The following is a 16,570-nucleotide window of genomic DNA, read 5'->3' on the forward strand; positions in this document are numbered from 1 at the left end:
GCACTGCTGTTGAAATTCTTTTGGATAAGCCTTCGGCATAATCACACATCCTTGTCGTTGAGGGTTTCACCGTCAACAAGAATCATGACAGCTCAGTTTGTGCCATGTGTCCCAGTCCATCGCGGGGCCGCCTTTCTAGATCCATGGTGTGTAGCTGTAGATGTCCCAGTGGAGTTCGGCTTCCTTGGGGATCGTGAATGTTCTGGTTTCGTGGCGTGGGATGCCTTCGGTGAGGATGTCGATTTTGCGCCACGTTTCGTGGTCGAAAGTGCCGTCGTCGTCTACGACGTCGTTGGTGGTTGCTGGGTCGAGGTTTAACGTTCTCCACCCTTGCACCGTGGGGAGGGTGAAAGACGCTCCAGACGGCAAGATGACTTTCCCGCCGTCTTCTGCCCATCGGATTTTCGGGTGTGTCACTGCATCACCAGTGTTGATTACTGTGATAGTTGGGCCGTTCATCACATATCTTGAGCGCCATAGGCCACGCGGTGCGGCGAGGGTCAGGACGAATCGCTCCGCACCACTTTGGTGGTTGGGGTGCTGCAGCCCAGGGCAGGTGGCGGTTGCGTCAAGGTCCCATTTCGTTCCGAGCTGATCATCCTCGAGGCGGAGAATTCCGGTGTCGATGGGTGAACATCCACGGGTGAACTCGGCCATGATGTCAGGGATGTTTCCATGCTGGCCCCATTTGGAGGTGGAGCTTGCGGCCACGAGGTTGAGCGTGAGCTCGAGGGGGCGGGCTACACCGTCGTTGAAGCGCGTCGATGTCGTAATAAGTGGCTGGGGTTGGGTATCAAGCCCACCCACAAGCCCCGAGATTCCACCTTCTTCCAGGAATACGCCGCGCACGCCGTATTCGGTCAGGGGCCATTCGACCCCATCACAGCCGATCCACACCAGGCGTTTAGCCATTGCAAAACCTCCTTTTGTTACGACACAGTTGCCGCCATGATGTCCGTTGCCGACTTGCGCGGCGTGGCCTCGAGTTCTTCGATGCGTGTCTCAAGCCCGTCGATCTTGCCGAACTGATTCAGCAAAGCTAACAGTTGTTCGCGCGTGAACATGTCCTGCTGTGGCAGTTGAATCACGATTGGCGCGATTTTCCCCGACCCGCCGGCTGCAGCAGAAGCTGTGTAGTCCAACGCTGTCTGCTTTGAAAAATCGGCCAGTGCTTGCAAAGCAGCTTTTACGGCCGGGGATTCCTCGCGAATGGCGTCTGCTGAATACTGGTGGTATTCAGCGCCTGATTCGAACGCGGAGATCTGTTCCCGCAGCGGTTGCGCCTTCGATTCGAAAGCAATGAGCGCTTCCAATCGCTTTTGTGAATCAATGAGCATTTGCTCCTGTTGCTTGATGGCGAGTGCAGCATGATCTTCTTTCGCAGCTTCCAAGGCACGTGCCGGGGCACCGACCGAGGAAATCTTCAAGATATTCATGGCCTGCTGATCCAGCCCCTGGGCGAACAGCTTTTGCACCAAAGCCATCGTCTGAGGGTCGACTTCTTGGTTAAGCCCCTTGCCTTCTGCTTCGCGTTTAGCAATCTCCTGATCGATCCACTGGGCATACTGCTTGTCGGCGGCGCGACCGCCTCCAAAAGCGTATTGCAGCGTACCGGTTGGGTCTTTGAAGAAGCTGCCGATCCACCCGAAGAAGCCCTTGTTGGCTCGGCCTGCTGCAGCTTGGCGCTCGGCGTAAAGCTTTGCCGTGGTGTTGCCATACATGGCTTGGGTTTGATCCATCCCCATGTACTGTTGCTGCATTTGCGCGAGCTGAGCCGACTGTTGTGCCAGTTGCAGTTGGCTTTGGGCCAGATTCAACGCGGCCATCTGCTGCGCGTGGGACGCTTCTAGCGCTGCGAGCGACGCTTTATATTGCTTCGCCAGCGCAGATAGTTTCGCCGCATTCACCTCATGCTCAAGCGCCAGAATCTCTGGCGTAATTCGGATTGCATCGCTGAGACGCTCAGCCATCCCAAGTTTCTCCACCCACCGATAACGCCCATAGGCGGTGGATAGATCTCGCCAGTCCCTCGAAGCGAGCCTTGCCTGACGCTTCCGCTCTGCCTGCAGCTTCTTCTCGGCCTCAGCGACTGACTTCACACCCTCCAATTGGGCCTTCGTCAGATCAGACTGTGCCAGACGGGTTTCCCATACACTTTTGGTATAGGCGATCTTGTCGTTGACGAACTGCTGTTGCAGCTTGCTGACGGTTTCGCGCTGGGCATCAACCATCTTCGTCCACTCGTAGACCCACGATGCAGACTCAGCGACTGCTTTCCCCAGGCCGACCTTGGCCTTGTAGACCGCTTCACCAATCTTCGAGAAAATACTTCCAATGACATCGATGATCGCGAATGCCAAGTTGAGCTCAGCAACACCAGCCGCCTTTGCTGCCTCAGCAACCACACCACGAGCAGTAGCAAGATCGTCCTCAGCAGTCTTGATTGCCTCAGCATCACCGTTCTGGCGAGCAGCAGCAAGCTGTGACTCAGCCTGCTTCAACGCATTTGCTGCGTCGGCCTGCTGAATCCACGCTTCCTCCATCTCACCGAACGCATTCACCGCAGGCGACGCCCACGAGAACAGCTCACCAAACGGAGAGCCTGCGAGGACATCAAAGATCTCCTTGCCCGTCGAACCAGCGAGAAACGCACCAATATTCGCCCCTGGCCCCGGACGCGCGGCAGTCACGTCGACCTGACGAGCTAACGTCTTGTTCAATCCACCAAGGCTGTCAGCAAGTTTGTCAAACGTCTTTAGCTGTGCATTATTGACGACAATCTCGGGTTTTCCGGACAGGTTCACAGCCACACCACCTGGTGGAAGGACACCGCCGGTATCGAAAACGCCAGCCCATAGCTTCGCACGACGTTGACGGCGCTTCTCAGACTCCTCCCATTTGGAAATGAGCCCCTCAGCGCTACCAAAGTCGATCCGCGAGGACGCGCCACCGCTTGCATTTTTCTCTACTGCATCCGCCGTACTGCTTGCAGCGGCCTGCGCTCCACCGTTTCCCGTAGGGAAGTGGCGCCACTGATCAAAGCCACGCCCGGTAAGCGGACCAGCGGTCCTACCAATGGTAAAACCGCCACCAGTGTTTCCGCCAGATTCGACGAACGTACCATCTTGCAAACGCATAGCAGTATGGCCGTTAGCGCCACCGCCACGATCCCACCAACCGATGCTCACATCACTTGGACCGCCTGGGCCTGGTTGCGCACCTCGCTCATCAAGCCATGCCCCTTGGGTGACAGTGGACATGCGAGATTCGAAGGGATCACGGCCTAAACCAACGTTGACCGTCGCAGATACGCCACCGGAACAGTCAACACCTGCAGGGCTGAACCACCCCATCCCGTAAGGGGTGCCATCAAGGAAAGCAAGCTTTTTCTTGATCTCAGCTGCGGAGGCGAACAGACCGCCACTAGCGAACCCCGGAAGCTTTGGGAACGTGCCCGAATTAATCGCAGCAAGTTCCCGGTCGTACTTCTTGGACGATTCACGGTTAATAACCCATTCGTCTTTGTTCAGCCAGGCAGTCGGCGCGCCCGTAAGCTGATCCTTCGCCAAGAACCCATCTGTCTTATGAGTACCGGGGCCTGTCGACGGGAGCCGATAGCCCCGATGCGTGCCACCTACTGCATAACGAGGAAGTCGTTCGAACCCGCCCGAGGGGTCAAACCGGCCACCTGTTGCGCCGTAGTGTTGGCCGACAGAAGTACCAGATGTGGAGGTTGTTCGACCGCTACTGTAGTACTCTCGCCACTCACGAATCCGAACATCGACTGTCTTCGATTTAACGTTGTCGAGGTCGTTCTTCAACCCTGCGGCAGAGCTGCGGGCCTCATCAATATTGTGGTTAACCTTGAGGTTTCCCTGCATCGCAGCAGTGTCTTTCTCAAGCTTTGCGCGCCGCTCTTCTACTGAACCGATGTTGTCATTGATCACCAAGTTTCCATCAATCATCGATGCTAGGCCGAGCGCTTGAAGCCGCTCGATCGTTTCCTGGTCATTGACATCCATGACAATATGGCCGTCGATCTGTTGCGCCTTGATTCCCATTTCTTCGAGAACCGCAAGCGCAGTAGCAGCATCGTCCGTGTTAATTGCAAGACGACCATCTGCGAGCTTGTCCAGCTCCATCCCCATTGATTTGAGCAACGCATACACATCTGCCCCGTTGCGGAACGACACTGACACCGTGCCATTAGCAAGCTTTTCAACCTCAAGACCCATCGCCTTAAGATCGTTAATCGCCTGATCGGAAGTCGCCGGATCATAGGTAAACGAGATCGTTTTCTCATCGACAAGCTTGAGTTTCGTCTCACCCAAGATATTCAGCGCTGCCTTGGTATCATCGGCTGCCTTTTGCCATGTATTAGCCAGCTCGGACGCTTTATTTGTTGATGCCTCGACCATCGCGCTTTGCACGCCGGTAAAGCTTTCGGAAAACGAAGCAAGATCCTTCGTCGCCCGATCAACATCTGTGGTCATACCCACGAACTTGGCATGCAAGGCCATACCAAAGGTATTGCCCTCTTCATCGGAGATCTTCTGTAACCGCTGCCGTTGCTCAGCATTCCCCTGGTAAGCAGCTGTGAGATCCTGGACAGTAAACCCGTGCTGCTCCAAGACACCGCGGTTCTTGGCCCAAAACTCAGTGCCCTCAATAACCGCCTGGGTCTCAGCTCGTACGGCCGCTTCAACCTCACGGATCGCCGCAGGATCACCCATTGTCGCGCTGGTCATCGTGCCACGAGACAAGCCAATCCTGGTGGCAGTGTCCATCGCCCCAGAATCCTGAAGCTTCTGCTCCGCCAACGCTCGCGTTTGATCAGTGATCGCGCCCGTAGTGTTATCGAGCGTGGCTTTAAGTTCCTGTTGTGCTTGCTTGTGCTCCGCAGCAGCGACTTTGGCCTCCAGTTGTTTTTGGGCCAACGCACCCAAAGCAAGACCGGCCACTGTAAAAGCAGCACCCCACGGTCCACCAAGGAAGCCCACCAGACCGCCCAAACCGGTCTTGATACCGCCAAGGGCACCACCGACAAAACCACGAGCAGTACCCGTCATCTTGCCTACACTCGCCGCGAAGCGATGAGCCATCTGCTGGCCCATATAATCCACGGATGTAAAAGCATCCTTAGACTTCAAGGCCATATCAGCAGCGGACTTTGCCGCGTCAGACTGACGCTGAATGAAGTCATTCATCGGCGCTTTCGCACGCACAAACCCGCCAGCAACCTCACTCAAGAACTTGTTCGACGACGTGGAGGCAACCATCATGTGCGCGTCAAATGAACTGACCTCACGCCCTGCTTGAGCAAAGTGATGCTGCAGCACACCAGCCCCAGCAGACATATCGAACAGCGCCGAATTCAATCTTTTGGCTTGGCCACCCGCAGCCTGGAACACCTCAGGCAAGATCGTGAATTTTCGTGCAGCGAACACAGCAGCAACGGCTGCCACAGGACCTGCCAACCCAGACAGGCTTCGTGCAAGCCCCGCGACGTCACCTGTCAACGGGCCGATCACGGCAGCCACGTCGTTGAACATGTCAGAGGCCACAATGCCCGCTGTCTTTAACGCAGGGGTCAGAGAATCAACCTTATCTGTTAGCTTCCCGATCAGTCCCGGGGCTTGCTTGAACCCAGGCTCTAAGAATGCAGCCCCGGCGCGGCCGATTGCTGCGCCGAGGTTGTCCATGGAGCCTTTGAAGGTTTTTCCTGCGTCGAGGGCTGCGCCTCCGACGCCGGCGCGCATTGCTTTTTCGAAGGTGGCGAAGTCGATTTCTCCTTTGGAGACCATGTCGGAGATTTCGGCGGAGGTTTTGCCGGTTTGTTTGGCAAGTAGTTGTAGGACGGGGATTCCGCTTGACATGAGTTGGAGCATGTCGTCGCCTTGTAGTTTGCCGCGTGCGGCGATGGATCCGAAGATGAGGCCCACGTCGTCCATTTGGCGTCCGGCGATGCTGGCGGTGTCTGCGACGGTCTTGAGTACTTGTTCGAGCTCTTGGCCGGGCTTGATGCCGGCGGCGACCATTGACGCTGCTGTGGATGCTGCTTCGCCCATTCCGTGGGCTGTGCCTTTGACGGCGGCTAGGGCGTTGTCCATGACGGCGGCGACTGTGGCTGCGTTGTTGCCTAGACCGGATAGTTTCGCCTGGGCTCCTTCGATGGCGTTGAGGCGTCCCATTCCTTTGGCGATGCCGGTGGCGATCGTGCCTCCAACGGCGGTGCCTATTGAAAGAGCACCGGTCTTCATTGCTTTTTGCAGACCGGTGGTTAGCCGTGCGCCGACGCTGGATGAGGTGAGCTGTTTTTCGACGCTGCTTCCCATGGCTTTACCAAGCTCGGTACCGGCTTTATCGCCGACTTTGCCCATGCCGCCGAGTGCTGACGTGACTTGCTTTTGCATTCCCGTCGTACTTGCGGTGATTTTGATGTAGGCTTCACCGAGCTTGGTGCCTTTAGCCATGGGGGTCTCCTATTCTGTCCAGCCGAGTCTGCGAGCGATCTCGAGGGTGGATTGCGTTTCGCCAACGTAGTGGGCGCTCTTGTTGCGGTCGTTCAGCTCGCTTTCCGACGACTGCTGTGGTGGTTCCTCTGGTGGCAGCTGGCGCTGCAATGGTTGTTGCTGCTGACTGTCTGCTATCCGGCGGGCTTCGAGCGCGGCGACTTCCCCGTTCATTACCGGGTACGTGGCCATAAGCCACGCATCGTGCCATGACAATCGCCTTGTGCCGTCACCTAGCCAACGCAAACGCAATCCTTGTCGCAGCAGGTCCAGCTCGAGAGCGTGAGTGTTAGCCTCGTCTTCTAGCCATTCGACGAGGCCGAAAATTCCCCCGGAAGTTTCTTGTCTAGCTCAGTCCACCCAGTGATGAACTTGTCCCAGTCACGAACAGACAATGTATTGAGTTTCTTCACCATGGTTGCGGGAAGAGCCGCGTCGACGAATGCATCCATTAGTGCTTCGTAGTCGTGGTTAAATTCCTTGCGGATCTTGCGTGCGGTCGCGTGAGAGACGGAGTCGTCCAGGTATGGGACTGTGATTTCTTCACCCTTTGCTGTGGTGAAATGGAACTTTTCGATTTCAGCCATGGGAGTGCCTTTCTTTTGGTGTTGAAAAAAAATTTGGGGAGTCTGAGTGGGTGGGGCCCGTAGGCGACTCCCATGATTCCTACGGGCCCGACGGTGTTTACTTCACGGTGATTGTGTTGTTGTCTCCACCTGTGAGTTCTTCACCGTCGGCGGTGACGCTGCTGCCACCGGTAACGGTGTAAGGTCCGCCTTCGGAGCCGGAGACAGTAACCTCGCTCGCACCGGCTTCCTGAAGCGCGGACTGGACAGCTTCACCGGACGCGTTGTGTGCGAGGGATTCCGCGGTGTGTCCGTCAACTGTCAGCGACCACGTGCCACCGGAGACTTCTTCAGGAAGAGTCACGGTCTTAGTGGTTTGCTTCGGGAGGATTTCCTTTTCTTCTTTCTTCTTCGGCAGGCTTCCGTCACCGAAGAAGGTGTAGAACTTCGCGGCCGTTGGATCGGTGAAGCACTTTACTGTGACTTCGTATTTGATGATGTCGTCTTTCTTCATCAGCGAGATTTCGCCGACGTTGATAACCTGACCATCAGGGATGAAAGCGCGTACTGGTCGCTCGTTGCCTCCGTCCATTTCAAAGAAGAAGGATCGGTGTTCGACCATGCCTGAACGATCGGCAACAGTAATGTTGCCATCCTCGACCTTGACGTTGTTCGCGCCATAGATTGACTTCAGTACCGTTGCATTCGTCGACTCCTGGAAAGTCCACTTCACCGTCACGTCGTGAGTAGTTTCGATAGTGACAACGACATCCTTGTTGGAGTCCTTGATGTCTTCGGTTTGGTGGTCGACGGTCTTCGTCAAGCCAGATTCAGCAATGAACCCGGCTGGGGCTGCGTTGAAGGCCTCGTTGATGTCATCGGTTGCGTTTTTCGGGAATGCCTCTGTGTCTTTGATGACGTCACCAATGAGTACGCCTCCTGTGGCCATAACATTTGGTGCGGGGACAATAACGTTGTTGCGAAGTCGCGAATCATGGCTTTTCATTGCTTGAAATCCTTTCTTGTATTGAAAAAGACCCTGCGTTATGCGAGGGTCTGGAATATGTTCCCGGCGAACTGCCAGCGGGTTGACGTCTCGGCAATATCCGGGTCTAGGAACTCGACGGGGCCTGAGGTCTCCTCCCACCCCACGATCTCGGGAACGTCGGTCTCTATGGAGAATCGAAGATAGTTTCGGCATGTGCCGATAATGTCGAGCACTTGTTCTTGATGGCGATGGGTCCCGTACACCTGGATGATCACGGTAGTTCGGTCGTGTGAAGGAGACAGGGCTATCGGAGCCGCCTGGTCGGCTCGAACGAAAACCTCTGGGCGGTTTGGTGGCACCTTGGCGCTTACCGGCACATCCACGATGCTCGAGAGTGCTCGCACAACGAGTTCTGCAGCAGTGATCACGATCTGCGTTCTCCGAGTAGTTTTACCAGGGTGTTATGCTTCGCATTCGAGCGGCGTGCATGTCGTGTTGCGGGGTAGACAACTGCAGCGATGTTGGGCCCAGCCTTAGCAACATACTTCTTAGACGGGGCCGGTTGCGGATAAGCGCTCGCAGCAGCAGCAATTTCTTTAGCTTTCTCCATTGCCAAGTCCTGCCCGGCTTTACGGACTGAGCTAAAAGCCCCCCAGTCGTAGACGATTGTGCCTCCCGGAATACGATCAATGTTTCCTGCCATCAATCGCCCCTTATTTCGAAGGTGATCCAGGATCCGGGGGCATAACCTGCAATTGGTTGCGATCCGTCTTCCGTGGCGTGGATGAGCAACACACCGTTAGCCAAAACCTCACTTGCGGGAGCGTCCCACTCGACGGTCCCTTCATCTACAGTGTCGATGATGACCATTAGTTATCCTTTCACTTGGATTGCGTGAATGATGACGAGCCCGGGGTTCCACCATGGGCCCTGACGGTAGTCCTCAGCATTGCCTTGTACTTGCCACACTGATCCGTCAGGTAAACGAACCTGAGTTCCAGGGGAAAACGCCTCTGGGGAGTAAATATCAAGCTGATCGATGGTGCGTAGAACAGACTCGCCAGTCTGTTCTTTAGTGCTCACGATGGCCCACCCAGCCACCAGGACTGGCTGGTACACGCCTGGCACCATCACTTTGTTGTTGAACCTATCGGTTGTCTCAACGAGCTGAGCGACTTCCAATTTGTGGCGCAGAGGAATTCTAGAGGCCACCTGACCACCACCCCGGACGCAACACCTCGCCGCATGCCTGACACGGCGAGGTTAACGCCCCAAACAAGTACGTGCACCTGGATTGATTCCCCTGAATGCACCGACCTTTGCCTGGTGGAGGAATCGTATCCACTGCAAAGGCCTTTCCATTGCCGGATTGACACAGCGCCTCGAGTTCTCGGATCTCTGAGGGGAAAAACAAGCTTCGTCGGGTCTGCCGATTATCGAAGCTCTGCTGAAACGCAAACGGTCCCGCCGTATTCGACTCTGATGTCACACCACCAGATCCAGACTCCGCCCACCGCAGCACCGCACCACGAATGATCGCGGTCGCCGCATCAGCATGCTCGAAACCCTCATCATCAATACATGGTGCAACCCGGCGCGCCATGGCTAGGCCGTCGCGGATGAGGATATTGACGACGTTGGTGTCTAGGTCTGGGTTGAAGGCGAGGACTTCTTGCGTGTCAATGGTGAGCATGTGTCACCTCCCGTTTATTCGGTCTGGGCCGGTGGGGTGTTTTTGGGGCGCCGTGTAGGGCGTTTCGTGGGTTCCACTGGGATGTATCTGCCCGATGCGACCAGGGTCTGGGCTTTTTCATCGGCCACTGTGATGTGGACACCAGTGGTTTTGTTACGAAGATTCTTCATCGCTGTCACCACCAGTGAGTTCGTAGGCGACGAATGCGTCGAGGTCGAGGATGCCCCAGCCGAAGATGCATTCTGCCATGTATGCGACGGCGTTGCGGCGTTGTAGGTCGCCGTTGCCGAATGGGTCGCCGTATTCGATTTTCTTTACTGGAATATCGAGTGCGCGGCCGAAGCGTAGTGCTTCCCAGTCGCCGGCGAAGGCGCGGACCTTGGTATCTGCGGAGGCGTCGACCTGGCCGGAGATTGCTCGAGAGATGGACACTGACTGGCCTGCGTAGGTAGTGACGGTGCCGCCCATGGTGATATCGGGGTTAAGGCGTCGGCCGTGTTCGTCGCGGGCGTTTGCGATGAGACCGACGAAGCGGGGATCCATGCCGAATCCTGTGAAGTTGTGCGGTGTCTTTGAATCGACGACGAGGCCGTAGCCTTCCCACAGTTCTTTATCGGCGTTCTTAGGATCGCCGGAGATCTTGACGCGGTTTTTGGTCTTGTTGAGGTACTCCGGGTCCCCGGAGAGTTCCTCGCCGTCGGAGGCCTGGCGTCCGTGAAGGACTGCGAGGTCGATCTGTCGGGAAAGCGCCTCGGAGAGTTCCTGGGACATGATGTCCAGGACATTCGCGGGGTTTTTCTTGATGGTTTCCATGGAGAATTCCAAGCCCACCACGGCTTTGATCGGTTTGATTGACTTCGCTCCGACCTCGAGCTGGGAGTCTGGCTTGTTTCCTAGTTCCCCGACGATCGACGCTGCGGGGCGCTTGGTCAACACTGGAATGATGTTCTCGCCCAGGATGATCGGATGGGATTTTGCCAGGGTCGGGACGATCGCCTGGGCGGTTGCTTGCTTCCAGATTTCGTTCGAGACCGATCGGGGTAAAAGATTAGTCCCGCCATCGCCACCGAGGAGGGACTTTTCGTTGTAGGTGGTCATCAGTTATTCCTTTCACTACCGGAAATTGATCATTAGTTCGAGCCAACTCCTAGAATCGAGCGAGCTAGTTCGTCTCGGGACATCCCCGAGGTGTCCTTGCCCACCCCAGTGACTTTCGGCAACGCAGGGGTTTTGTTTGCCCATGCCAGCAGCTGATCAGCAGCTGCTTCAAGGTCTTCCTTGGAGCCTGCGTCAGGCAGAAGCGACACCGGCACCCCCTTCGACTGCGCTACATCCGCGCGGAGGGCCTTCGACTGGGCCGCCGACGCTTCTGCTTCAAGCGTCTTGATTCGTTCAAGCGCTTTGTCTAGCTCAGTTTTCGAGGCGTCCTCGATTTCCTTAAGCTTGGCTGCTTGAGGTTCCAGTTCCTTGACCTTCGTGCGGTACTTCGCGTTCTCACGGCGGAGCTTCTCGACGTACTCGCGATCGAATGTGTCCTGTTGCTCTTGGTCATGCTGCTTGTCGTTGACTCCGTCGTCCTGTTCCGAAGTATTCTCAGCGACGTGATCGTTCGTTGTTGACTCGTTGGTGTCCACTGTTGTTTCCTCCTGGGATTTTTTGATGTGGGCATGACAAAACCCCACGTCCCGACCAGGGGACATGGGGTCTTGATCGTGCGCTGTCGGGACTTGAACCCGGCAACCTACCGGCTAGGCAGCGCGGTTAAGAGTATCTAAAAACTCTTCAATTAATGGAGAGGTAAAGCCGCCTGTCAAAGTAGTAGTGAAATCGGCGCCGAAGACTTCCCACTGTAATGCTGACTCAATCAGCTCAAAGAAAGCCCCGTCCCACTCTCCTTCTTCGGCACTGCGCTGTGCTGCAGTCAAATCAGCATCAGAAGGAAACAATGCTCTGAGACGATTGAACGTTTCACGGTATGCAAGCTCAGACTCGTCCAAGTTTCACCTCCGATTCAATTGGTCTACTGGGTAGCTTTCTACGAATATCAGCCTACCACCAGGTAGAACCGCCCATTTGGCATAGACTACGACTCCGTCAATTTCTTTCCACACGCTTCGAGAATATTCTTTGCTGAGTACAGTATCCGGTTTTTCGATTGTGTCTCGAACCGCGTTAACAACCTTTTGGTCTGTCCATTCACGTGGAAACGTTGATGCACCTGACCGCTGCGTGTCCCATCGATGCCCATCCGCGAGACTCTCGTCGTGAGGCCAGCCGCTTCCATCCTTCTTTGGCTTGTCCCGCCACCCATGCAGCACATGGCCCGGCATATTATCCAGAGGAGGCAGCTTCTCACCGGGAAACACCGTCGATAAGCCATCGCCCTTGTACCGAGGCAACCGCACGTACTTCAACCGTGGCCACATCGTGTCCTGCCCGGCCTGTTGCCTCGACGCATCGACCCACTGGCGCCAGTCCTTCACATCTGCAGGCCTGCCCAACTCACGGTCGAACACCTTGACTTGAGCCATCAAATCCTGATTGATCTGAGGCAATGGAGCTCTACCGGTGACCTCGATAGCTAAGCAACGACAGTTGTCGTGATAGCGCCCAACTTCACCGAACACGGTCTCATGATCATACACAGCACCTCGGGAACCCAACATGAGGCAAAACGCACACGCACCAGGCTCCGGCACACGCGCATACGCGGTTCCGGCTTTTAGGGTGCCCATCATCACGGTACGACGGGCTGGATCTGCAACAAGCCTGTTCGTCACCCCCTGCAGCTTTAAGAAAGCATTGGCCCGATCCGCCGAAGACTCAGGGTCTCGCGCCCACATCACAGCATGAAACGCTCCCCTGGCTTGCTCGAACTCCACTGGCTGAGCAACCTCGGGATATTCAAGCTCGCGAAGCGACTCGTCCAAGCTGCGCTGGAGAAACAGGTAATCCGCCGCAGCGTAGGCTGCTTGCTCACCGTAAGTGGCGATGATTGCGGTGAAAGGATCCTCCAAGACACGCTTTTGATCGATAAACCCCAGTCCCTGTGTTTGTCGCCACCAGGCCAGCAGGTCGCGCTGCGCTAACAAGCGCAGACCGTCCAGGGTTGTCGCAAAATCATCCCGCGCGGTCATGGAGTCTCACCTACGGGACGATTCGCAAGCGCCGCTCGGGCTGCTGCCTCATCGGTGGTCTGTCCTGCAGCCGTCGACACCAACGCTTGTCGCTGCAGCGCCTGCTGTTGAACCAATACCCGCTGCATCTCCTGTTGCTCTTCCGGGGTGAATCCCACACGGTCCCACACCGGCCGAGAAGCACCAGCAGCGATGCCCGCCTGGGCGAGCTTAACCATCGCATCGGTGGTCGCCCCGACCGTAGGTGTCGCAGGGTCGCCCCACCGAGTACTCACTGCACCTACTTCAGAAAACGCAGACTCTCCCAAAGCTGCAAGGGCTAACCTGCCTACTACTCCCCATGCACGCCCGAATGACTTCTGGCGGCGCTCGGCACGCTTGACTAGGCGGGCCTCCATCGCGCGAATGGAGTCCGCGCTCGCTGCCTGCTCACCTCGCAAACCAAAGTAATGGGACGGCAGTCCTGCTTCAGCAGCTGCTAACTGAGCTAGACCCTCAATCTGTTCCAAGAACGGGCCCGCTGGATGCGGCCTAAATTCACCCAAATCCGGGGTTTTCTCGTCCTCTGCCACCGCACCCGTGGCCCACATGCGACCAGCAACGATTTGCCATTGAGACATACGTCGACCATCGGGCCCGACGAAATCATCCTGGTCGAGTCCGATGGCGTACCGCTGCGGTGCAGAGAAAAACTCACGGTTGATATCCATCGAAATCAACGTACGCACCGCAGAATCCGTGTAGCGACGAAGCGGAGCAGTGATCTCCGACTTACCCCACCGAGCACCAGTGCGTGGACGATTGACAAAAGGCACCAGCGGCACCGCCCCCAAACCATGCGCAGCGCGCTCGACAACCTCCCACGGCTGCCCATCACGATCCCGGCGCGCGGTTACTACCTGGTCGGGGAGCCACAGATCTACTCCTACGATTTCGCCGTTTTTTATCTCTCGGGTTAGTCCCGCATCGAGGTGGCGGGTTCTTACGTTGAGTACTCCGGTGGTGTTTTTAGCGTCGTGCCCACGTACAAGGATGTCTGGTTCGCCGTCTCCGCCGGCGGTGACAGAGACGAAGCCGACGCCGTAGATCATGGAGTCTAGGTGAACTTGGCTTGCTTCTTCGTTTAGGGCGTTGTCGTCGAATACAGTGCTCAGGTCGTCGTTAGAAAATCCCCATAGGTCTAGGCGTTCTTCGAGGACGTCGACGGCTGTGCTTGACCATCCGGAGACCATGTTGAGCATTCGGGTGATGTGTTCAGGGGCGGAGATGTTCAGAAGCGTCGAGGCGAAGGATCCGTCGTAATATTTTTCGTGGGTCTGGTTGGCTTGTGCATGACTCGATAGTTGATCCAGTAAGGCTTTGACTAGTCGGGCCTCGTCGTGCGTAAAAGTTGCCACTACCAGACCACTACCTTTCGTTTTTCTCGCTTTGGTTTCACGGGTTTTTTCGTTTTCGAGTACGTTCTGCCTGTCAAGGCTAGGGTCGCTGCGACTAGTGGGGTGATGTCCGCGTCCTCGTTTGCGCGGTTCCACGCCCATGAGTCACCCAGTCGGCGTTTCCTCGCAGCAGCTGCCGCTAGGTTGAGCGGGAGCTGGTCAAGGTGGCGGAAATCGTGGGACATAACTGCGTCGAAAAGTTGACCACAGGCCGCCGCCATGATGTTGGATCCAGTGCGAGAGACGTTTACGCCTTGGGCTTCCAACGGCTCAATGAGCGAACCAGCAGGCGAAAGTACATCGATCATGAGTGCGCGAACCGGCTGTTTTGAGAGGATGGCTTGCAACCTCGGAATAACCCAATCCGGCACACCCCTGCGGTTTTCCACAACATCAACCCACAAATGGCCATCTAGTGATGAGCCAGCTGCAACGATCGAAGCGGCGTCACGCCTCGGCGCGATATCGACGGCGAGGACAACGGGCTGTCCGTCGTCGGTGAGGTTGGGGTCAGCACAGGCGTTCCAGTCTTCGAGTGGGAGAACTCGTGAGGTTTGTTCTCTTTCCCACATGCCAAGGCGTTCGCGTCGGAAGGCTGCATCGTCCATGACGGTGCGTTCGCCTCTCACAGCGTCCATGGTGATGCGTTTTCCTAAGGCTGGGTTGGCTTTAAGCCAGAGTGTTTCGTCATCGGGGTCTATGCCGTTGGGGTCCGGGCCGTGGGCTGCTGCCCACTCTGCCCAAAACAGGGTTGAAGTTCCTCCGTCGTGTGCTGTGTCGTGGAGGCTTCGGAAGATTTCACCGTTGTGATCGGTTGGCGCCGGCGGGGTGCCAGTGATGATCTGTTGTGGCTCCGGTGATGCTGAGATCGTCGGCAATAGTGCGTCAAGGCTTTCTGACGACAGTTCCTGTGCCTCGTCCATGACGAGGGTATCGACGGAAAAGCCACGCCCCGATGACTTCGATCGGGCGATGAACTCACATGAGGCGCCGTTGTCGAGAAAGATCGCTTCTTGTCCGTTGACTCGGCGGATTTGTTTCACGTGAGCTCGTAGCTCAACGTTTTCCTCGAAGAAGCTTGCGAGGCGGAGGAAGGCTTTCCGCCCAGTTTTTACTTCGTGTGCTGTATGGAGGACCCTCCGGCCTAGGATGACCATGTGCGCTAGCTCGATGACCTCCAGGACACCGTTTTTGCCGTTCTGCCGCGGTACTGACAGCCCTACCTGTTTGGCAGCGAATTCGCCGTCCTTTGTTCTCGCGAGTGCTCCTGTGATTAAACCTTCTTGCCATGGATCCGGGTTGAATCCAAATGCTTCAGCGAGGTCGATCGCGTCCTCACCATCGAAAAAGTCCACCGCCTCTACGTGCGGCTTAGCAAGGAAGCTGGGTACCTGAGAGCCGATAACACTATCGCTCATGATGCCTCCTTACGTCGTCGCTGTTCCCGGCGCGCGGTCAGTTCGTCGAGCTTGCTGCCTGTTTTGTCGACCTTGGTGAACAATTCCATCTTGGTTTCAACCTCAACGAGTTTTGAGGCCAGGACGGCCACGATCTTCGGATCCTCGGTCGCGTCGATTTCTTCGGCGAGCCGTCGGCGAAGTGCCGAATAGATTTGCTTGGACTTGCCCGTAGAAACCGCCGCCACGATCCTCGAGCTGCTTTGTGCGGTTTCTGTCGGGTTCTTCGGTATTGTCCCGGTCTCAATGTGCGGGTAACGCTCTGGATGGCGCTGGAGACGCTTTTTGCATTTTGCTGAGCAAAACTTCGTCTGTCGTCCCCGTAGCGGTTCACCACAAATCTGACATTTCTTCTCCACCGAGATCTCCCTTTCTCCCAAAGTCCCCCATTATTTCCGCAGTTCAGGGGAGGTATCGCAGCAATGCGGGCCCTTCTTGCGCTTGGCTTCCCTTGAGGGGTCCCTCCCCTGGGTCACCACGCGCGCATGTGCGACGTCTTGCGTGGACCACGGCGATGTCCTTTAGCTCCTGCGGATTTATTGCACCCGAGGTGCATTGGCTGTAGGTCTCCGAGGTTTGATCCTCCCGCGGCGACCGGGATGATGTGATCAGCTGAGGCACTCATCGGGTGCGGTGCTTTGAACGTTTTGTCGATGGGAAGACCACACCACGCGCAGATGAGGTCATCGTGTGCGAGGAGTTTTGCTCGTTTCTGGCGATACGTACGGTCACCAGTGCGCGCCAAGAACATCACCTCCTACCGTATCCAGCCCAATGCTTT

Annotated in this window: 18 protein-coding genes; all 18 read right to left on the bottom strand. The window is 56.4% G+C overall.

Annotation, left to right across the window (positions count from 1 at the left end; genetic code table 11):
- Positions 1-135: 135 nt before the first annotated feature.
- Positions 136-912 carry a hypothetical protein gene (locus ACZ6ZO_RS09240; RefSeq protein ID WP_465292090.1) on the bottom strand — a complete coding sequence of 259 codons (777 nt, stop codon included), beginning with the start codon at positions 910-912 and terminating at the stop codon, positions 136-138.
- 17 nt (positions 913-929) lie between these two features.
- Positions 930-6,473, bottom strand: coding sequence for a tape measure protein (locus tag ACZ6ZO_RS09245; protein WP_465292092.1), 5,544 nt, complete (start codon positions 6,471-6,473; stop codon positions 930-932).
- A gap of 9 nt (positions 6,474-6,482) precedes the next feature.
- Positions 6,483-6,728 carry a hypothetical protein gene (locus ACZ6ZO_RS09250; RefSeq protein WP_465292094.1) on the bottom strand — a complete coding sequence of 82 codons (246 nt, stop codon included), beginning with the start codon at positions 6,726-6,728 and terminating at the stop codon, positions 6,483-6,485.
- Positions 6,729-6,814: 86 nt separating this feature from the next.
- Complete coding sequence (locus ACZ6ZO_RS09255; protein ID WP_465292096.1) at positions 6,815-7,099, bottom strand: hypothetical protein; 285 nt, start codon at positions 7,097-7,099, stop codon at positions 6,815-6,817.
- A gap of 97 nt (positions 7,100-7,196) precedes the next feature.
- Positions 7,197-8,084 carry a hypothetical protein gene (locus ACZ6ZO_RS09260; RefSeq protein WP_465292098.1) on the bottom strand — a complete coding sequence of 296 codons (888 nt, stop codon included), beginning with the start codon at positions 8,082-8,084 and terminating at the stop codon, positions 7,197-7,199.
- Between the two features lie 38 nt (positions 8,085-8,122).
- On the bottom strand, positions 8,123-8,494 hold the full coding sequence (locus ACZ6ZO_RS09265) for a hypothetical protein (protein ID WP_465292100.1): 372 nt from the start codon (positions 8,492-8,494) through the stop codon (positions 8,123-8,125).
- Between the two features lie 274 nt (positions 8,495-8,768).
- Positions 8,769-8,936 carry a hypothetical protein gene (locus ACZ6ZO_RS09270; protein WP_465292102.1) on the bottom strand — a complete coding sequence of 56 codons (168 nt, stop codon included), beginning with the start codon at positions 8,934-8,936 and terminating at the stop codon, positions 8,769-8,771.
- A 3-nt stretch (positions 8,937-8,939) separates the two neighbouring features.
- Positions 8,940-9,278 (bottom strand): hypothetical protein, encoded by a 339-nt coding sequence (locus tag ACZ6ZO_RS09275; RefSeq protein ID WP_465292104.1) that lies wholly within the window; start codon positions 9,276-9,278, stop codon positions 8,940-8,942.
- Positions 9,268-9,759, bottom strand: a complete 492-nt coding sequence (locus ACZ6ZO_RS09280; RefSeq protein WP_465292106.1) for a hypothetical protein — start codon at positions 9,757-9,759, stop codon at positions 9,268-9,270. Before ACZ6ZO_RS09280 ends, ACZ6ZO_RS09275 begins: the two co-directional genes overlap by 11 nt.
- A 14-nt stretch (positions 9,760-9,773) precedes the next feature.
- On the bottom strand, positions 9,774-9,929 hold the full coding sequence (locus ACZ6ZO_RS09285) for a DUF7302 family protein (RefSeq protein WP_465292108.1): 156 nt from the start codon (positions 9,927-9,929) through the stop codon (positions 9,774-9,776).
- Complete coding sequence (locus tag ACZ6ZO_RS09290) at positions 9,913-10,857, bottom strand: phage major capsid protein (RefSeq protein WP_465292110.1); 945 nt, start codon at positions 10,855-10,857, stop codon at positions 9,913-9,915. Before ACZ6ZO_RS09290 ends, ACZ6ZO_RS09285 begins: the two co-directional genes overlap by 17 nt.
- Positions 10,858-10,889: 32 nt before the next feature.
- Entirely contained in the window at positions 10,890-11,393 is a 504-nt protein-coding gene (locus ACZ6ZO_RS09295) for a hypothetical protein (RefSeq protein WP_208769007.1), read from the bottom strand.
- 114 nt (positions 11,394-11,507) lie between these two features.
- A complete protein-coding gene (locus tag ACZ6ZO_RS09300) occupies positions 11,508-11,756 on the bottom strand; it encodes a hypothetical protein (protein WP_208769006.1) in 249 nt (82 codons plus the stop codon).
- A 3-nt stretch (positions 11,757-11,759) separates the two neighbouring features.
- Positions 11,760-12,896, bottom strand: a complete 1,137-nt coding sequence (locus ACZ6ZO_RS09305; protein WP_465292112.1) for a VG15 protein — start codon at positions 12,894-12,896, stop codon at positions 11,760-11,762.
- Positions 12,893-14,293 (bottom strand): phage portal protein, encoded by a 1,401-nt coding sequence (locus ACZ6ZO_RS09310; RefSeq protein ID WP_465292114.1) that lies wholly within the window; start codon positions 14,291-14,293, stop codon positions 12,893-12,895. Before ACZ6ZO_RS09310 ends, ACZ6ZO_RS09305 begins: the two co-directional genes overlap by 4 nt.
- Positions 14,293-15,750: a terminase TerL endonuclease subunit gene (locus ACZ6ZO_RS09315; protein ID WP_465292116.1), complete on the bottom strand. Its 1,458-nt coding sequence runs from the start codon at positions 15,748-15,750 to the stop codon at positions 14,293-14,295. The genes ACZ6ZO_RS09310 and ACZ6ZO_RS09315 overlap by 1 nt, the downstream gene beginning before the upstream one ends.
- The gene (locus ACZ6ZO_RS09320) at positions 15,747-15,977 is read right to left on the bottom strand and encodes a hypothetical protein (RefSeq protein ID WP_465292118.1); all 231 of its coding nucleotides are present in this window, start codon (positions 15,975-15,977) and stop codon (positions 15,747-15,749) included. Before ACZ6ZO_RS09320 ends, ACZ6ZO_RS09315 begins: the two co-directional genes overlap by 4 nt.
- 284 nt (positions 15,978-16,261) lie before the next feature.
- Positions 16,262-16,534: an HNH endonuclease gene (locus ACZ6ZO_RS09325; RefSeq protein ID WP_465292120.1), complete on the bottom strand. Its 273-nt coding sequence runs from the start codon at positions 16,532-16,534 to the stop codon at positions 16,262-16,264.
- Between the last annotated feature and the right edge of the window lie 36 nt (positions 16,535-16,570).

The organism is Corynebacterium sp. NPDC104732 (genome assembly GCF_055583565.1).